The following is a 17,320-nucleotide window of genomic DNA, read 5'->3' on the forward strand; positions in this document are numbered from 1 at the left end:
CGAGGTCGGCGCCGTCCGACTTCACAGTCGGACGCGGCGGGGTCAGGACGCGGCTTCTCCTGCCGCTCGGCGGTGACGGCTCCAGAACGGCAACACGATGAACGAGGTCAGGAAGAAGCAGATCGCACCGATGAAGGTGCCCCACGTTGCGTACGCGGTGTTGACGAGGTCTCCCCCGGGCAGGACATAGGCGCCGATGGCGGAGAACCCGAACGCCACGCACCCGATGAAGTTGATCAGGACCGACCACCACTCCTTGTGGCGGAAGTCCCAGTGCCGGGCGACGTGCGCGTAGGCGATGAACCCGACGACGCCGCTGACGAGGAACGCGACGGACCCGCCCGCGTCGGGCGCCCAGACGTACTTGTCTTGCGCGCCGACACTCTTGGCGTACAGCGCCGCGGTGGTGCTGACGTTGAACATCAGTGTGCCGAAGCTCTGCGTCGACGCGGTCAACCACTCCGCGCGTACCATGCGGCCGGGATGGTACGAGACGGGGACGCTGATCGGGCCGCTGAGGAAGACCTGGATGAGTCCCGCGCCGGTGAAGAACCAGGCGCCGATGAAGAAGAGCAGGTTCGAGCCGGCCGAGCCCAGTATCTCGCTGAGCCCGGGAGCGGACCCCAACGCGAAGAAGGTGGACCCGATCATGAAGCCCCAGCACTGCTTGTTCAGCGTCGGCACGAAGGCGCGACGAGGCGTGCTGTGGGTCGGTGCGCTCACGGACATGCGTGTCTTTCGGGTCGGCGGATGGGGGCACCGGAAGGGGTGGGGAGGGCGGCGCCCTCCCCACCCCGAGCACTCAGTGGTGGAAGTGCGATCCGGTCGACGCCTCGCGAGGAAGCGGCGCCTCGAGCGAGTCGAGGAAGGCGACCTCGCCCTTGATGTCGGACAGGAGCGCCGAGGCCAGGTCACGGCTCAGGCCGACCTTGACGACGATGCGCTGCAGCACCATGTCCGACATGTCGTCGGCCATGGGGTAGGCCGGCACCAGCCAGCCCTTCATGCGCAACCGGTCAGCCAGGTCGTACAGCGACCAGTTGGCGGTGTGCCCTTCCTTGAGCACCCAGGCGAACACCGGGATCGTGTCGCCCTTGCTGACCAGCTCGAACGGACCGATCTTGGCGATCTCCGAGGAGAGATACTGTGCGACGTCGAGCGAGTTCTGCTGGACCTCACGGTAGCCTTCACGGCCGAGGCGGAGGAACTGGTAGTACTGCAGCAGGACCTGCGCGCCGGGCCGCGAGAAGTTCAGCGCGAGGGTGGGCATGTCGCCACCGAGGTAGCTGACGTGGAAGATCATGCTCTCGGGCAACACCTCGCGGTTGCGCCACACGACCCAGCCGACACCCGGATAGACCAGACCGTACTTGTGGCCGGAGGTGCTGATGGAGTTCACCCGGTCGAGGCGGAAGTCCCAGTTCAGCTCGGGCTGGCAGAAGGGGGCGATCATCGCGCCGGAGGCACCGTCGACGTGGATCTTCACATCGAGGCCGGTCTTCTCCTGGATCTCATCCAGCTTGGCCGCGATCGCCTCGACCGGCTCGTAGGCCCCGGTGAAGGTCTGGCCGAGGATGGCCACGACACCGATGGTGTTCTCGTCGACGTACTTCTCGAGGTCATGGCCGTCGAGGACCATGTGGTCCGGGGTGACGGGCACGTACCGCGGCTCGACGTCCCAGTAGTTGCAGAACTTCTCCCACACGACCTGCACCGCAGCCGACATGATGAGGTTCGGCTTCTCGGTCGACTTACCCTCGGCCTTGCGCTTCTCCTGCCACAGCCGCTTGAGGGCGAGACCACCGAGCATGCAAGCCTCGGAGGAGCCGATCGTCGATGTGCCGATGGTGTCGTTGACGTCCGGGACGTTCCACAGGTCGGCGAGCATGCGCCAGCAGCGATCCTCGATGGCCGCGGTGGCGGGGTACTCGTCCTTGTCGATCATGTTCTTGTCGGCGGCTTCGAGGTACAGCTTCTTGGCCTCGTCGTCCATCCACGTGCCGACGAACGTCGCGAGGTTCAGGCGCGAGTTACCGTCGAGGATCGCCTCGTCGTGGACGATCTGGTATGCGGTCTCGGGCAGGCTCGGCTGCTCCGGCATCGTGAACTTGTCGAACTCGGTCGCCTCGCCGGGGCGGACGAAGACGGGGTTGACCGAGAGAGTGGGGTCGAGGTTCGTCGTCTGGCGAGCCTTGGTCGTGTTGGAACTCACGGAGTCCTCCTAGTGTTTCGGCTTCGGTTTCGGTTTCGGACGCAGCGGCTGCAAAGCCACCATGGGGCAGGAGCACCGGATCGTGACTCGATGGGCGCGCGATGCGTCCGCTCGATGCGGCGTGCGGTGCCGGCGGTGGACGACGCCGGATCAGCGGGGCCGCTCTTGCGATACTCCACGTCACGATGCCGTCGACCCGAGTGTGTCAGAGGTCGTTCTTGACGACCGCGCCTCCCTTGATGATCATCTTGAAGTTCGTGTCGGGGTCGCCGATCAGTGAGATGTCCTGCAGGGGGTCACCGTCGACGAGGATCATGTCGGCCCAGCCGCCCTCGGCGATGACGCCGAGCTTGCCGCCCCGGTACGTGTTGCGTTCACCGGCGAGCTCGAACAGCGCCGCGTTCCCCGACGTGAGCATCTTCAGCGCCTCGGCGTTCGAGTAGAACTCCCCGAGTCGCGCGGCCATCTCGCTCTGACGTGGCGCGGACTGCGGTTCCAGCAGGAGGTCGGTTCCCCACGCGGTCTTGACCGCGTACTTCCGGGCCCACTCGTACACCTGGTTCGTACCTTCGCAGATCTCGGTGTTCTTCGCGGCACGCACGGGATCCGGGTAGTGGTGGTCCGCTTCGGCGAACGGCTGCATGGAGAGCCACACCCCCGCATCGGCGATGCGCTTGACGGTCTCCTCGTCGGCGAGGTGCCCGTGCTCGATCGAGGCGACACCCGCGTCGATCGCCCGCGCGATCCCGGCCGGCGTGTAGACGTGCGTGGCGACATAGGTGCCGTAGTCCGAGGCGGCCTGGACGGCCGCTTTGATCTCGTCCGGTGTGTACTGCAACGTGTTCAGCGGGTCGTACATCGACGCGGCGCCGCCGCCGAGCGTCAGTTTGATCTGGCTGGCGCCCTGGCGCAGCTGCTCGCGGACGGCGGCGAGGACGCGCGGAACCCCGTCGGCGACCCGGGTGAAGTGGATGTCCTCGGTGCGACTGGGCTTGCCGCCGAATTCCTCCGGAGTGTCGTACACGAAGGCGAAGTCGGCGTGACCGGAGGTCTGCGAGATCATGGCCTGGCTGGGGAAGATGCGCGGCCCCTCGAACACGCCACGGTCGATGAGCGACTTCACCGGCGCGGTATCACCGCCCATGTCGCGCACGGTCGTGAAGCCGCGCAGGAGCATGCGCTTGGCTTCGGCGATCGTGTTGCCGTACAACGCTCCGGTGGGGCCCTGCAGGAACTCCACCATGCTGTTGGCGTTACCCATCAGGTGCACGTGCGCGTCGCTGAGGCCGGGCATCAGGAAGCGCCCCTGACCGTCGACCTCGAACGCGCCATCCGAGCCGGCCACCGGCGAGGAGGAGACCCCGACGATGTGCGACCCTTCGACGAGGACGTCCATGCCGTCCTGCGCCTGGCCGCTCACTCCGTCGAAGACACGGACGTTCCGCATGATCATTCTTTGCGGCGTATGAGAGGTCATGTCGCCGACGCTATCTTCGACCCCCGGGGCGGATTCGAGTGGCGACCGGCGAATTCACCCCGCCTCGCACCCGCACCGTCATCACCCGATCACCCGCGCATCACCCCCACCTCATCCGCCGTCGTCGCCCCGCCGACCGCACGAGGAAGACCCCGACGTGCCGAGCGCATCGGGGTGTCTTCATGATTCCGCTCAGGCGTCGCCGGGGGGTGCGAGGAGGTTCAATCGTGCCGCGATCCGCACGGCGTCGTCCCGCTTGGAGCATCCGAGCTTGCGGTATACCGACGCGAGCTGCGACTTCACGGTGTTGGGGGACACATGAAAGGTCGAGGCGATGGCGGCGGTCGTGTCGTGCTGGGCCAGCGCGTTCAGCACCCGCAACTCGCCGGCGGTCAGCTCCGGGCGCTCCACCATCTCGGGATGCGTGAGCCCCCGCAACGCGGCGCGGAAGTCCTCCCCCGCCTCGGGCGGGTCCGACACGGCGAGGTGCTCGACGAGCTGTCGGGGCATGCCCGCGAGGATCCGGCGAGAGGATTCATCGCGGGAGAGGTGGCGGATGCGGGCCGCCAACTGGGGATGCACACGGCCGTCCTGCGCGAACTCCGCCCAGGCCAGCAGCACGTTGGCCTCGGCGCGGTGACCGGGCCCCAGGCCGGTGTCGGCGAGCATCATCCGGAGCGCGTGCACCGCGTTCGCGAACCGCCCCTCCGCCAGGTGGAGCCTCACGCGCGCCAGCCCCGTAAGGACGCCCGAGCCGGAGGTTCGACGGGAGACGTCGCTGGCCGCCGGCAGGTCGCCCAGCGCGAGCGAGGTCTCGATCAAACCGGCGGTGACGACGTCGGAGGCGAACGACCCGTGCTGCGGCGGATGCGCATCGCGGGCCAGGCACAGCACCTCCAGCGCCTCATGCGGGCGCTGACGAGCGAGATGATCACGGACGCGCGCCAACAATGCGAACGACCACGACACCTCGATGCTGTCGATGGGTTCCACCGTCTGCACCGTGAGCGCCCCCTCGGCCGGGACGTGCTCGACCTCGACGAGCGCCGCTGCGGCGGCCTCGGTCGCGGCGATGGCCGCCGCGTGCGGCGGTCCCGGCTCGGGGCACGCGCGTGCTTCGGCGAGGGTACGCGATGCTTCGGCGCACGACCCCCGGGCGGCGTGCGAGAGTGCCGCGCGGGCCAACGCCAGTCGCACCGCGTCGGGTTGTCCGCACAGCGGCGCAAGCTGGCGCGCCGTCGCGAATTCCCGCAGGGAGCGCGTGGTGTCCCCGGCACTGAGCAGGGTCACCCCGATCTGCAGGTGGTAGTACCACAGTGGCCCATCGGGCCGTTCGCGGGACTCGCTCGGCACCTTCAGGATGCGTTCCTCCAGGCGACGCGCGTAGATCAGGGCGGCGGCGACGTCTCCGCTGAAACGGAAGGCGATCATCTGCACCACGGTGAGCATGTCGAGCTCGTCGGCGCTCATCGCGCGAGCGTCGTCCTGATAGACCAGCGGCTTGTAGGGGCGAGCCCCCCTCGCCAGCACCGGCGTCATCGGGTGGAGGACCCGCAGGACCGGATAGCGCTCGAGAACGCTGCTGGGCAGCGCCTCGACGGCGAAGATGAGGCGCTTGTAGTGGAAGCTGAACAGAGGCCAGATGTTGGCGACCGCGGCGCGAGCGATCGCATCGGGAGAGCCGGTCTGCAGGGCGCGGTCGAGTTCATCCCGCGCCCTCTGAGGGTCGTTGATGTTCACGGCCGCGTCAGACACATTCTGCCGACTCCTTTCCGATCCGCACGCACACCCCACAGCACGCTCGGAGGCTGACAGTTCGGGTTTCCCGGTCCCTCTTCCGGATGGTACTCATGGGTGCGTCGGCCCACCGGGAGAGCCCGTCGAACCCGCACCTTCTGCGGAATTTGACACCGCCCGTGCGGAATATGGAACCGAGACACGGCCGACCGGAGCGGAAAGGTCGACTCATGACGGATGTGTGGAATCGCATACGAGGTGCGCTCGCGGGAGCGGGCGACCCCGGCGCCGACACACCCGACCCGTCGCTGGGGGTGGCGGGCATGCTCGGCAGGGTCGGGCCCGCACTGCTGGCGTCGTCGCGGGCGGTCAACGAGGTCGAGGGGACGCTTCGCAAACTCGCGCGACGGTACGGGCGGACCGACCTCCGGATCTTCGTGCTGCCCACCCTCATCCTCATCGAGGACGACTCGTCGCAGACGGGACGCACCGCGGTCTTCGCGGCCGACCAGGGTGCGCTCCGGTTGGATCAGGCCGGCGAGATCGAGCAGATCGTCCGGATCGCGATGGACGAGGCGACCCCGCCCGACGATGTGGTCCGGGCCGTCGATCGCGTCGTCGCCGGCCGGCCGCGGTTCGGCGCCGTGCTCACCCTCATCGGCCACGTCTTGCTGACGATCGGTTTCGGGCTCGTGCTGAACCCGACCCTGACCGCGCTACCGGTGTACCTGGTGCTCGGCGTCGTCGTCGGGCTGATCGTGATGTTCGGGACGCGGGCCTCGACACTGGCCCTCCTCCTTCCGGTCCTGACCGCGTTCCTGGCCGCACTGCTGATCTCCGTCCTGGTGCGGCCGCTGGTCCACGACGACGTGCTCCGCCTGGTCGCTCCGTCGCTGGTGACCTTCCTTCCGGGGCTGACCCTCACGATCGCCGCGGTCGAGCTGACCTCGGGGCAGATCATGGCCGGCGCCAGCCGCCTGGTCTACGGAATCGCGCGGCTTGGTCTTCTCGCGTTCGGTTTGTACGCGGGGATGTCCGTGGCCGGAGAACCCCATGCGTCCGCGTCCGCGGGGGACCAGCTGGGCGCATGGGCGCCGTGGGCCGGTATCGCCCTGGTGAGTCTCGGCTACTACCTGTACTCGTCCGCGCCTCGCGGTTCCCTCCTGTGGATCCTCTACGCCCTCGTGATCGCCTACTCCGCGCAGTTGCTGGGCAACCTGCTGCTCGGTGCACAACTGTCGGGTCTGGTCGGGGCGGTGATCGCGGTGCCGATGATCTATCTGGCCGGTCGTCTGCGCGGAGCACCGTCGACCGCGATCATGCTCACGTGCAGTTACTGGCTGCTCGTGCCCGGGGCGATGGGCTTCATCGGGGTGAGCGAAGCAGCCTCGGGCACCGCGGGCGCCACGGCGACCATCCTGCAGACCTTCGGCTCACTCATCGCCATCGCGGTCGGGATGATGATCGGGGGAGCAGTCAGCCGCGACGTCGGCGCCATCGCGACGGGGCTGAGGAAGGAAAGAGCGGCCGCGGGGTCCGGCCCCGAGTAAGGACTCGATCTCATATCGCGCGGCGGTCGTGCCAGATTCCGCAACGGGCATATGGTCGGTCACCTCCTCACCATAGGTTGGGTCGATGGTCGATGCCCCCCCGCTCCCGGAAGAGTCGACGCCGATCCGGTTGTGGGGTCCGTTTCGCACCGGGCTGTCGGCCACGGTCGGCGGACTGGTCGCGATCGGTCTGGGGGTGGCCGTCTCCCAGCTGAGCACCGTGCTGATCTACGTCGGCTTTGCGCTCTTCGCCGCGCTCGGCCTCGACCCGGTCGTGAGGTTCCTCCAGCGCCGGGGGATCAGTCGCGCATGGGCGATCGTGGTCGTCTACTCCGGTTTCGCAGCCGTCGCCGTCGGGGTCCTCCTGCTCATCGTGCCCACCGTCGCCCGACAGGTGACGCAGGTCATCGCCGATGCCCCCAAGACCCTGCATGCCTTCACCGAGACCGATTTCTACGCATGGTTGTCCTCCACCTTCGGATCCGAGTGGGGCACGTGGCTCAGCGACGCGCAGAGCTTCCTGACCGATCCGGCGAACCTGGCCTCATTGGGGCGCGGCGCGCTCGATGTCGGCGTGGGCGTGGCCACCACGCTGTCGGGGCTGGTCATCGTCCTGGTCCTCAGCCTGTACTTCTTGGCGTCCCTCGACCGGATCAAGACCTCCTTCGCGAGGATGTTCCCCGCACGATCGCGAGACCAGGTGACCCGGATCACCGGTCAGGTGACCGATTCGGTCGGCAGCTACCTCGTCGGGATGGTGGTCCTCGCCGGGATCAACTCCGTCGTCGCGTTCACGCTGCACGTTGCCACGGGGCTCCCCTTCGCGGCGCTGCTGGGCGTGGCGGCGTTCTGCATCACCCTCATCCCCCTCGTCGGGTCGGTGCTGTACTGGGTCGTCGCCACCTCACTCGCCCTGTTCACCGGCTGGGTGCCGGCGCTGATCTTCGGCGTGCTGTACCTCATCTACATGCAGGTCGAGGCCTACGTGCTCACGCCGCGCGTGATGAGTCGGGCGATCTCGATCCCGGGTTCGCTGGTCGTCATCGGCGCCCTCATCGGCGGGACGCTCCTGGGACTGCTCGGGGCGCTCATCGCCATCCCCGTGACGGCATCGCTGCTCCTGCTCGTCACCCAGCTGGTGATCCCGCGACAGGACGCCAAGACCTCACCACTCGAACCCCACCCCCGCGACACCGCCCACGTCGACACCACACAAGAGGAGAACGCATGACCACGATCCCCGGCCTGTACAACTATCGCGACCTCGGCGGGCTGCCGACCACCGACGGGCGCACGACGCGACCAGGCGTCCTCGCCCGCTCCGAGTCGTTGTCAACCCTCGACCCGGTGGGGCTTTCCGCCCTCGCCGAGACCTCGGTCGGAGTGATCGCGGACTTCCGTACGCCCGCCGAACAGCAGGCCGCCCCGGACAGACTTCCCCCCGAGCGCCCCTTCACCGTCCTGAACCTGCCGCTCCTGCAGGGCGCCATGGCCGACATGATGAAGAACATCGCTTCGGGCTCGGCCGACGCCGCCGCCGCGCTACAGGAGCTCCCCACGCTCGACCAGCTCTACATCTCGATGCTCGACGGCGGGGCGGCCGTCTTCGCGCAGGCCGCCCGCGGCGTCGCCGCCTCCCACGACGACTCCCCGACCGGGGTGCTCGTGCACTGCACGGCGGGCAAGGACCGCACCGGCGTCGCGACGGCCCTGATCCTCGAGACCGCCGGGGTGCAGCGCGATGCCACGATCGCCGACTACGCGCAGTCGCAGGAGAACCTCGCCGGGCCCTGGGCCGAGGCGATGATCCGTGAAGTCGAGGCGTTCGGCATCCCGATCACGCCGTCGCTGCGGACCATGCTCTGCGGGACCCCTCCGGCGGCCATCGAGCAGGCACTGGCCTGGGTCGACGAACACGGTGGGGCCACCGCTTACCTCATGTCAGGCGGTCTGACCGAGCCGGAGGTCGAGGCGCTGCGCGCCCGCCTGGTCGCCTGATCGGGCGGCTCCCCCTCACCCGGCGTCATCGCGTGGGCCGCGTTCGCGGCGACGAGACCGATCGCCGCGGTGAGGGGGGAGCCCCATCCGCCGCGCGGGGTGACGGCGGCCGGCGGGTGATGTTCCTCGATCGCGGTCGCCACGGAGGTCAACGCCGTTCCCGCGCGCTGTGCGTGCGCCGCAGCGCGCGCCGACCCGTGTCCCCCGGTGCGCGCGTGGGTCCGCAAGACCTCGTCCCGCACCGCGTCGACGGCGTCCAGGACGGGGAGCCATCGACGTGCCGCGCTCGCCGCGCCGGGCACCGCCAGCCGACGGGCGACCAGCGACCGGATGTCCGTCAGGGATCGATCCACCGCCCGCAGCGTGGCAAGCCGCTGCACGGCGGTCAGCCCCGAGCGCAGATCCGCGTCCGCGAAAGCACCCACGCTTCGGACCGCCTGAGCCACGAGCGCCGCCACGCGGTCTTCGAGCCGCCATGTCGAGGGCCACGGCAGATAGCCGACCACGAGGACGATCGCGCTCCCCAGCAGCACATCCATGACGCGGGACTCGAGCGTCGACGCGTCCACGGGAGTGCGCACTTCGATCAGCATCACCGACAGCGCCAGGCTGACGGTGCTGTAGAGGGCGAAGTTGCGCGGCTTGACCACGGGGATCAACGCGGCGATGACGGCCACCGCGACGACACCCCACGAGGCCGGAAGCGTCATGACCAGGACGGCACCGGCCGCCACCCCGGCGATGGTTCCCAGCACCCGCTGCACAGCACGCGCGAAAACCGATCCGAGATCGGGCTTCATCACCTGCGCGACGGCGAGCATCACCAGGTAGGGCTGTTCCAGGTCCAGCGCGAGCGACAGCGTCTGAGCGAGGGCCATACACAACGTCAGGCGCAGAATCCATCGGCCCACGTCGTTGTCCACCCACGTCGTCGCCAGCGTGTGGCGACGCAGGTCGCCGATCCCCGGCGCGGGGATCAGCGGTCGCGCCACCACCCGCTCCTCCCGCTGCCGGTCCGGCGTCACCGTTTCGCCTCGATCGAGCAGATCCAGCCGATCGAGGTGCCGCTCCACGGCCGTCAGCTGCTCCGCCAGATCGGTGGGCATCCGGTCACCGGGCAGGTGGGGAAGATCCGGGCGCGGCGCTCGGGGCGCGACGAGTCGATCGGCGGCCGTCGTCAACAAGAGCGCGGCCTCCGCACGTTCGCGCCGACGCAGGCGCCTCGCACCGAGGACCGCGTCGACGAGCAGGGGGACATCCTGCATCGTCGACTCCAGCGCACCCCACCGGGGGTCGCGCAGGGATCTCCTCCGGCCGACCTCGAGGACGTCGCACGCCCGGTCGATCGCTCGCGTCACCGGCTGCAAGGGTCGACGGGACGAGCCGTCTCCGAGCACGCGGGCCAGCGCACGGTACACGTCCGCCATCGCCCTGCGCTCACGGACGAACCCCCGCCCCCGCCATGTCGATTCCAGCGCGGTCAGGCCGATCCGCCAGAGCCCGCCGAGCAGGAACAGCGCCGGGGCAGTCCACGGCATCCCCGAGACGAAGTCGCTGTTGGCGGCGGTGATCGCGTACACCAAGAGGTAGAGGGCGGCGTTGGAGACGATGGTGCTCACCGTCGATGCGAATCCGGAGAGTACCGTCGCCGCGATGACGCACACGAGCGTCGCGATCGCGTGCCCGTGGACCACCGTGCCCATCGTGAATCCCGCGGTGGCCGCGACGGATACGGTCGCCATCGCCCGTATCCTCTGTCGCCGTGTCACGCCGACGTCGAACAGCGAGGGGACCATCGCACCCATCGATCCGACCGCACCGGCCGTGATGACCGAGACCTCGCCGGGCGCGACGGCGATCGCCACGGCGACGGGCGTCGCGATCCCGACCGCGGCCATCGCCGCACGATCCCACGGCACGGCGGTGGGCGACAACCGTGCCAGTTGCGCGAGCCAGCTCAGCCGATCACGGCGGCGCCGCATGACCTGTCGTGAGGGACGGGGGCCGGAGCGACATACGTCCCACGGTGCCAGCGGCCCACCCCGACACCCCGCCGCGGGGCGTCGAACTCACCCGTCAAGTCATCCACCGGTCACCCGTGGACCGGGGGGACTCAGCCGACCGTGGTGCCGAACAGGGATCCGACCAGGAACGTCGCGACCAGCGCGAGGGTCCCGCCGATCAGGGTGCGCAGGACCGCCTTCCCCCGACTGGCCGCCCCGATCCAGGCCGCGACGTAGCCGGTCACCCCGAGCGCGATCAGCACCGCGACGAACGTGAACGCGATCCGCTCCGGATGCGGCGTGAGCAGCATCGTCGCCAGCGGCAGCAGCGCGCCGATCGTGAACGCGATGGCCGAGGCGATGGCCGCGTACCAGGGACTGACCAGGTCGTCCCGGTCGATGTTCAGCTCGACCGCCAGGTGCGCGCCGAGCGCATCCTTCGCCGTCAATTCCGTCGCCACCTTCTCCGCGGTCTCACGGCTGAGCCCCTGCGCCTGGTACAGGCCGGTCAGCTCCTCGAGCTCGACCTCCGGGTCGTCGGCGAGTTCGCGCTTCTCCTTCTCGATCAGTGCATGCTCGGTGTCGCGTTGCGAGGCGACCGAGACGTACTCCCCGAGGGCCATCGAGATCGCACCACCCACGAGGGCGGCCGTTCCCGCCAGGAGCACCGGAAGGCTCTCGCTCGTGGCGCCCGCGACGCCGACGACGACCGCCGCCGTCGACACGATGCCGTCGTTCGCCCCCAAGACGCCCGCCCGAAGCCAGTTCAGCCGCTGAGCGAGCCCGGCCCGGTGGGGTTCGTCGGGGTGAGAGGAGGCGAGGGGGTCAACGGTCGCGTTCACGCGCCACAGGGTAGCGTGCCGCAACAAACCCCGTACGCTCGACGGGGATGACCACGTCGAGCGACCAGCTGTTCTCCCCCCTGCGGTTGCCGTGCGGCACGCAGCTCCCCCACCGCATCGCGAAGGCCGCGATGTCCGATTCCCTGGGCGACGGCGACGGCACCCCCACGGCGGCGCACACCCGCCTGTATCGACGGTGGGCGCACGGCGGCGCGGCGGTATCGCTGGTCGGTGAGGTGCAGATCACGGACCGACACCCCGAGAGCGCCGGCAATGTCGTGCTCGACGCGCGGACCGACACCGCCGCCTTCTCTGCCCTGACCGCCGCGGGTGGCGAGAACGGCTCCAGCTTGTGGGCACAGCTCGGACACGCCGGAGCGTTGACGAATGCGGCGTCGGGACGGCCGGTGGGACCGAGCGCGCTCGATGCTCCCGGGCTTCACGCCGAGGAGATGCCCGTCGGCGACGTGGCCCGCGTTCCCGAGCTCTACGCGGCCTCCGCGCGCCGCGCGCAACTCGCGGGCTTCGGTGGCGTCGAGGTGCACGCCGCGCACGGTTTCCTGCTCAGCCAGTTCCTCTCCCCGCTGTTCAACCATCGCACGGACCGATACGGCGGCGACCCGGCCCGGCGGCGACGGCTGCTCCTCGACGTGCTCGTTGCGGTGCGTGACGCCGTCGGCGCGGAGTTCCCGGTCGCCGTCAAGATCAACGCCACCGATCGCCTCGTCGGGGGCGTGGACGAGGCGCAGTCGCTCGCCCTCATCGACGCGTTGGAGGGCGCCGCGGTCGACCTCGTCGACATCAGCGGCGGCACGTACTTCCCCGGCGCGGCGACCGATGCCGGGACACGCACGTCCGGTCCCCCGTATATCGGGTTCGCCCGGCGAGCACGCCGGCGCACGTCGATACCGCTCATGCTCACCGGAGGGGTGAAGACGTTCGAGCAGGCCACGGCCATCGTGAACTCGGGGACCGCGGATGTCGTCGGTCTCGCTCGTTCCCTCGTCCTCGATCCCGACCTTCCGGCCCGCTGGCGGCGCGGGGACACCACCGCGCCCGCGTTCCCGCGTTTCGACGAGACACCCGAGGGCGGCGTGACCGCGTGGTACACCGAGAGGATCGCCCACCTGGCCGGACTCCGCGACGACCCGGTGATCGACGCCGTACGGGCACGGGACGACCTCGCTCGCCGGGAGCAAGGCAGGGCCGAAAGATGGCGACTCACACGAGCTTCGCGGGAACCGATGTGACCACGGTCGACGTCGCGGCTCACACGAGCTTCGCCGCGGCGACGCGGGTGATGGCGCGCCGTTCGGCGTCGCTCCGGCACAGCTCGAGAGCCCGGTCGAACGCCGCCCGCGCGTCATCGTGCGCGCCTGCCTCGGCGCACATCTCCGCGCGCGCGAGATGGAAGTAGTGGTATTCGTCGAGGTCGGCCGCGATCGGCTGCAGGAGGGCGAGCCCGGCGTCCGGCCCGTCCGCGAGGGAGGCCGCCACCGCCTCGTTCAAGACGACGATCGGCGAGGGCTCAAGGCGTCCGAGCACCGCGTACAGCCTGCGGATGGTGCGCCAATCGGTCTCGTCGAACGTCGGGGCGCTCGCGTGCGCCCCGGCGATGGCCGCCTGCACTTGGTACGGCCCGACCCGCCGCAGCCTCAGCCCGCGCCCGAGGAGCCTCCGGCCGTCGGCGATGTCCTCGGCGTTCCACCCGGTCCGGTCCTGATCGCGCAACAACACGATCTCCCCCGCGTCGTCGAGCCGCGAAGGACGGCGCGCGTCGGTGTAGGCCAATAGCGCCGCCAGGCCCCACGTCTCCGGTTCTTCGGGGAGCATCTCGCACAGGGCCCCGGCCAGCCACCGGGCCTCCTCGCACAGGTCTCCCCGGACCAGCTCACCGGACGGCGACGCATGACCCTGCGTGTAGATGACGTACACGATCTTCAGCACTTCGTAGAGGGAGTCGGCCAGGCGCGCGCGATCGGGCACCTCGAACGGTACGCGGCTGACGGCGATCTTCTTCTTCGCCCGGACGAGGCGCTTGGCCATGGTCTGCTCGGGCACCAGGAAGGATCGGGCGATCGACGCGGTCGGGAGCCCCACGACGTATCGCAGGGTGAGCGCGACCCGTGCGGGTTCATCCAGCGCGCGATGGCAGCATCCGAAGATCATCGCCAGGAGATCGTCGGCGATCGCACCGCGGTCCCGCTGCGGCACGCGCAACGACGCCCGCACGGCCTCCTCCCGTTGCGCCCACCGCACGTCTCGGCGCGCCTGGTCGATGACCCACCGACGCGCGACCGTGAGCAGCCAGGCGCCCGGCACATCGGGGGCCCCGTCGCGCGGCCATCGCTCGGCCGCCGCGGCGAATGCGTGCTGAGCGGCGTCCTCGGCGAGGTCGAGATCGCCGAGGTCCGCGCGCAGGGTCGCCACCAGGCGGGGCCACTGCGCGCCGAAGACCTCGGCGACCTCGGACGGCGGCACGACTACTGCTGCATCTGCGACACGTCCAGCACCGGACGGATCTCCACCGCCCCGTACCCGACGTTGGGGATCTTCTCGGCGTAGGAGATCGCCTCATCGAGGTCTGCGACCTCGAGCACGTAGAAGCCCCCGAGGTGCTCCTTCGTTTCGGCGTACGGTCCGTCGGTGAGTACCGTCTGACCGTCGCGCACCCGCACCGTGGTGGCGGTCGACTGCGGGTGGAGCGCCTCACCGGCGACGAAGACGCCGGCGTCTTTGACCATCTGGTCGAAGGCGAACCACTCGCCCATCTCGGCGGCGAACTCGGGGCTGTCCTGCGCGGGGCCTGCGCCGGGCTCATCGGCGAGGAGAAGCATGTACTGCATGGTGTCGTCCTTTCGGTCCGGGAGCCGCCTTTCGCGGCCCCTCACTGAAGCGACGAACAACAGTCGACCAGATGGACACCTCCGCCGCACTTCTTTTTTCGGATGCGGACACATGCCACGGTGATCTCATGCGCATGCTCCGCGTGCTCCGCACCCACGCCACCCTGATCGCCACCTTGATGGTGCTGGTGATCGTGCTCGTCCTGACCGCTGCGGACCGGGACACCGCGAGCCGGATCCTGGCCACGCTGTGGGTGGGAGGCGTCATCGTCTGGACCGTCGTCGGAATGATCCGTCAGGTCATGCGTGGGCACGTCGGGCTCGACATCCTCGCGGTGGTCGCGATGGTCGCCACCCTCGCCGTCGGGGAGTACATCGCCTCACTGATCATCGTGCTGATGCTCGCCGGCGGTGACGCGCTCGAACGGCTCGCCGGTCGGCGCGCGACGCGCGAGCTCACCGCTCTGCTGGACCGCTCGCCTCGGATCGGCCATCGGGTGCGGCGTGCCCCGGACGGGACCGAGAGCATGTCGGACGTGGACGTCGACGACATCACCGTCGGGGACGAGCTGGTCGTGCGTCCCGCGGAGGTCGTGCCGGTCGACGGCGTGCTCCTCGACGTCACGGCGGAGTTCGACGAGTCCTCCCTCACCGGCGAGAGCATCCCCGTGACCAAACGGGTCGGTGAGACCGTCCCGTCCGGCGCCGTCAACGGTTCGGGTGCCGTCCGCCTCCGCGCGGAGCGCACCGGCGAACAGAGTCAGTATCAGCAGATCATCACGCTTGTGCGTGAGGCGGAGCAGACACGTGCACCGGTGGAACGCCTGGCGGACCGGTTCGCCATCCCGTTCACCGCGATCTCCCTCGTGCTCGCGGTGACCGCGTGGGGAGTCTCCGGCGATCCTTCTCGATTCGCCGAGGTGCTCGTGCTGGCCACACCGTGCCCCCTCCTCATCGCCGCCCCCGTGGCCTTCCTGGGCGGTCTGTCCCGCGCAGCCAAGAACGGGGTGATCCTCAAAGGCGGTGCGGTACTCGAGCAGCTCGCGCGCGTGAGGACCGCGGCGTTCGACAAGACCGGCACGCTGACCTCCGGGCGGCCCGAGGTTGCGGAGGTGCGGCCGGCGGAGGGCTTCACCGCGTCCGAGGTGCTGGGACTGACCGCGGCGGCGGAGCAGTACTCGACCCACGCGCTGGCATCCGGCGTCGTCTCGGCGGCGCGTGCACGCGGGATCCCCGTGGCGACCGCGACGGACGCCGCGGAGGTGGCCACCAACGGTGTCACGGCCCTCGTCGGGGGCAGGCGCGTGGTCGTCGGCAAGCCCTCCTTCGTGGCCGAGGCGGCACCCGCTCTCCGGCGCCTCGAGCTCCCGCCCGGTCGCGCGGCGGTCTACGTCGCAGTGGACGGGCGATTCGCGGGCTCGCTGATCCTCGTCGACCCCGCGCGGGAGGAGTCCGCGTGGGTCGTCCGCTGGCTGCGCGCGGAGGGGATCGACCGCATCACGATGCTCACCGGCGACGTCGGCGCCACCGGGACCTCGATCGCCCATCAGGTCGGGATCACCGAGATCCACGCGGAGCTGCATCCGGAGGAGAAGGTCCACCTCGCCGCACGGCTGCGGCCCCGCCCCTTGATGATGGTCGGGGACGGCGTCAACGACGCCCCTGTCCTGGCCGCGGCCGACGTCGGCATCGCGATGGGCGCTCGCGGTGCGACCGCCGCCGGGCAGGCGGCCGACGCCGTCGTCCTCGTGGACTCCCTCACCGGTGTCGTCGACGGCGTCACCATCGCGCGGCACACCGTCAGGGTCGCCGTGACCGCCATCGGAATCGGGATCGTGCTGAGCGTCGGACTGATGCTCGTGGCGATGACCGGCGCGATACCGGCGGTCGCCGGCGCGCTCATCCAAGAGGCCGTCGACCTCGCGACGATCCTCTACGCCCTGCGCGCGGTGACGGGGCGCCTCCCTGAGCGGCCGGATTCATGGACCGGACTCCCAGCCGCGCGAGGTGGACTGGAGGGGTGACCCCGACACGACGCCGACGGCGACGGCGTCTGTCGCGCCGTCGCGTCGTCGGTGCGCAGCTGGGGGCTACCGTGGCGCTGGCCGGCGTCTTCGGGGTCTGGGGACTCGTCGCCGCGGCGGATGTCGCACCCGAGGAGGGCGCCCCCGCCTGCGTCGCACCGGGCGTCATCGCAGACGCCCCCGTCGCCGGATACTCGGGCGCCCAGCTCGCGCACGCGCTGACGATCATCACCGTCGGCGCCGAGGCCGGCTTCGGCCGGGATGGTCAGCGGCTCGGGGTGATGGCCGCGATGGGCGAATCCGGGTTGCGCAACATCGACTACGGCGACTGGGAGACCTCGGGTGTTCGCAACCCGGATGGCTCCCGCACGTCGTCCATCGGGCTCTTCCAGCAGCAGGCCTGGTGGGGCACCGTCGCCGAACGGATGGATCCCGCCCGCGCCGCAGCCCTGTTCTATGCGCGGCTGGCCACGATCGAGGGTTGGCAGCAGATGCCGGCGTCGCACGCGATCCACGCCGTGCAGATCAACAGCGACCCCGACCACTACGCCCACTGGGCGCGGGCCGCCGACCTGGTCACCGACGCACTCGTCTCCGACTGCCTGGACTGAGCGGGCGACCCTGCCCTCGC

Annotated in this window: 14 protein-coding genes; 6 read left to right on the forward strand and 8 right to left on the reverse strand. The window is 69.9% G+C overall.

Going from position 1 to position 17,320, the window contains the following annotated elements; translation table 11 throughout:
- Positions 1–42: 42 nt before the first annotated feature.
- The 4 genes from ABD204_RS02525 to ABD204_RS02540 form a co-directional block, all read right to left on the reverse strand.
- Entirely contained in the window at positions 43–723 is a 681-nt protein-coding gene (locus ABD204_RS02525) for a hypothetical protein (protein WP_206697125.1), read from the reverse strand.
- Positions 724–802: 79 nt separating this feature from the next.
- Positions 803–2,212, reverse strand: coding sequence for a glutamate decarboxylase (gene gad / locus ABD204_RS02530; RefSeq protein ID WP_194423129.1), 1,410 nt, complete (start codon positions 2,210–2,212; stop codon positions 803–805).
- 205 nt (positions 2,213–2,417) lie between these two features.
- Positions 2,418–3,659, reverse strand: coding sequence for a metal-dependent hydrolase family protein (locus tag ABD204_RS02535; RefSeq protein ID WP_206697126.1), 1,242 nt, complete (start codon positions 3,657–3,659; stop codon positions 2,418–2,420).
- A gap of 222 nt (positions 3,660–3,881) precedes the next feature.
- On the reverse strand, positions 3,882–5,444 hold the full coding sequence (locus ABD204_RS02540) for a helix-turn-helix transcriptional regulator (protein ID WP_194423131.1): 1,563 nt from the start codon (positions 5,442–5,444) through the stop codon (positions 3,882–3,884).
- Between the two features lie 212 nt (positions 5,445–5,656).
- Here ABD204_RS02540 and ABD204_RS02545 point away from each other — a divergent pair, with 212 nt between their 5' ends.
- The 3 genes from ABD204_RS02545 (at position 5,657) to ABD204_RS02555 (ending at position 8,974) form a co-directional block, all read left to right on the forward strand.
- On the forward strand, positions 5,657–6,976 hold the full coding sequence (locus ABD204_RS02545; protein WP_194423132.1) for a threonine/serine exporter family protein: 1,320 nt from the start codon (positions 5,657–5,659) through the stop codon (positions 6,974–6,976).
- An 85-nt stretch (positions 6,977–7,061) separates the two neighbouring features.
- Complete coding sequence (locus tag ABD204_RS02550) at positions 7,062–8,207, forward strand: AI-2E family transporter (protein ID WP_194423133.1); 1,146 nt, start codon at positions 7,062–7,064, stop codon at positions 8,205–8,207.
- Positions 8,204–8,974 carry a tyrosine-protein phosphatase gene (locus ABD204_RS02555; RefSeq protein WP_194423134.1) on the forward strand — a complete coding sequence of 257 codons (771 nt, stop codon included), beginning with the start codon at positions 8,204–8,206 and terminating at the stop codon, positions 8,972–8,974. Before ABD204_RS02550 ends, ABD204_RS02555 begins: the two co-directional genes overlap by 4 nt.
- Here the strand turns inward: ABD204_RS02555 and ABD204_RS02560 are convergent.
- Both ABD204_RS02560 and ABD204_RS02565 read right to left on the reverse strand, forming a co-directional pair.
- Positions 8,908–10,956, reverse strand: coding sequence for an FUSC family protein (locus ABD204_RS02560; protein WP_194423135.1), 2,049 nt, complete (start codon positions 10,954–10,956; stop codon positions 8,908–8,910). The genes ABD204_RS02555 and ABD204_RS02560 overlap by 67 nt on opposite strands.
- Positions 10,957–11,087: 131 nt before the next feature.
- A complete protein-coding gene (locus tag ABD204_RS02565) occupies positions 11,088–11,819 on the reverse strand; it encodes a VIT1/CCC1 transporter family protein (protein WP_194423136.1) in 732 nt (243 codons plus the stop codon).
- A 47-nt stretch (positions 11,820–11,866) separates the two neighbouring features.
- Here ABD204_RS02565 and ABD204_RS02570 point away from each other — a divergent pair, with 47 nt between their 5' ends.
- On the forward strand, positions 11,867–13,069 hold the full coding sequence (locus ABD204_RS02570) for an oxidoreductase (RefSeq protein WP_194423137.1): 1,203 nt from the start codon (positions 11,867–11,869) through the stop codon (positions 13,067–13,069).
- 19 nt (positions 13,070–13,088) lie between these two features.
- On the opposite strand, the gene ABD204_RS02575 is transcribed toward ABD204_RS02570, so the two are convergent.
- Together ABD204_RS02575 and ABD204_RS02580 are read right to left on the reverse strand one after the other, a co-directional pair.
- Positions 13,089–14,300, reverse strand: coding sequence for an RNA polymerase sigma factor (locus ABD204_RS02575; protein WP_194423138.1), 1,212 nt, complete (start codon positions 14,298–14,300; stop codon positions 13,089–13,091).
- A gap of 2 nt (positions 14,301–14,302) precedes the next feature.
- Positions 14,303–14,665, reverse strand: coding sequence for a YciI family protein (locus ABD204_RS02580; protein WP_194423139.1), 363 nt, complete (start codon positions 14,663–14,665; stop codon positions 14,303–14,305).
- Positions 14,666–14,793: 128 nt separating this feature from the next.
- On the opposite strand from ABD204_RS02580, the gene ABD204_RS02585 reads away from it, so the two are divergent.
- Both ABD204_RS02585 and ABD204_RS02590 read left to right on the forward strand, forming a co-directional pair.
- Complete coding sequence (locus ABD204_RS02585) at positions 14,794–16,689, forward strand: heavy metal translocating P-type ATPase (protein WP_194423140.1); 1,896 nt, start codon at positions 14,794–14,796, stop codon at positions 16,687–16,689.
- Positions 16,686–17,300 carry a hypothetical protein gene (locus tag ABD204_RS02590; protein ID WP_194423141.1) on the forward strand — a complete coding sequence of 205 codons (615 nt, stop codon included), beginning with the start codon at positions 16,686–16,688 and terminating at the stop codon, positions 17,298–17,300. The genes ABD204_RS02585 and ABD204_RS02590 overlap by 4 nt, the downstream gene beginning before the upstream one ends.
- Positions 17,301–17,320 lie beyond the last annotated feature (20 nt).

Origin of the sequence: Microbacterium aquimaris (assembly GCF_039531285.1) — a bacterium.
GTDB lineage: Bacteria > Actinomycetota > Actinomycetes > Actinomycetales > Microbacteriaceae > Microbacterium > Microbacterium aquimaris.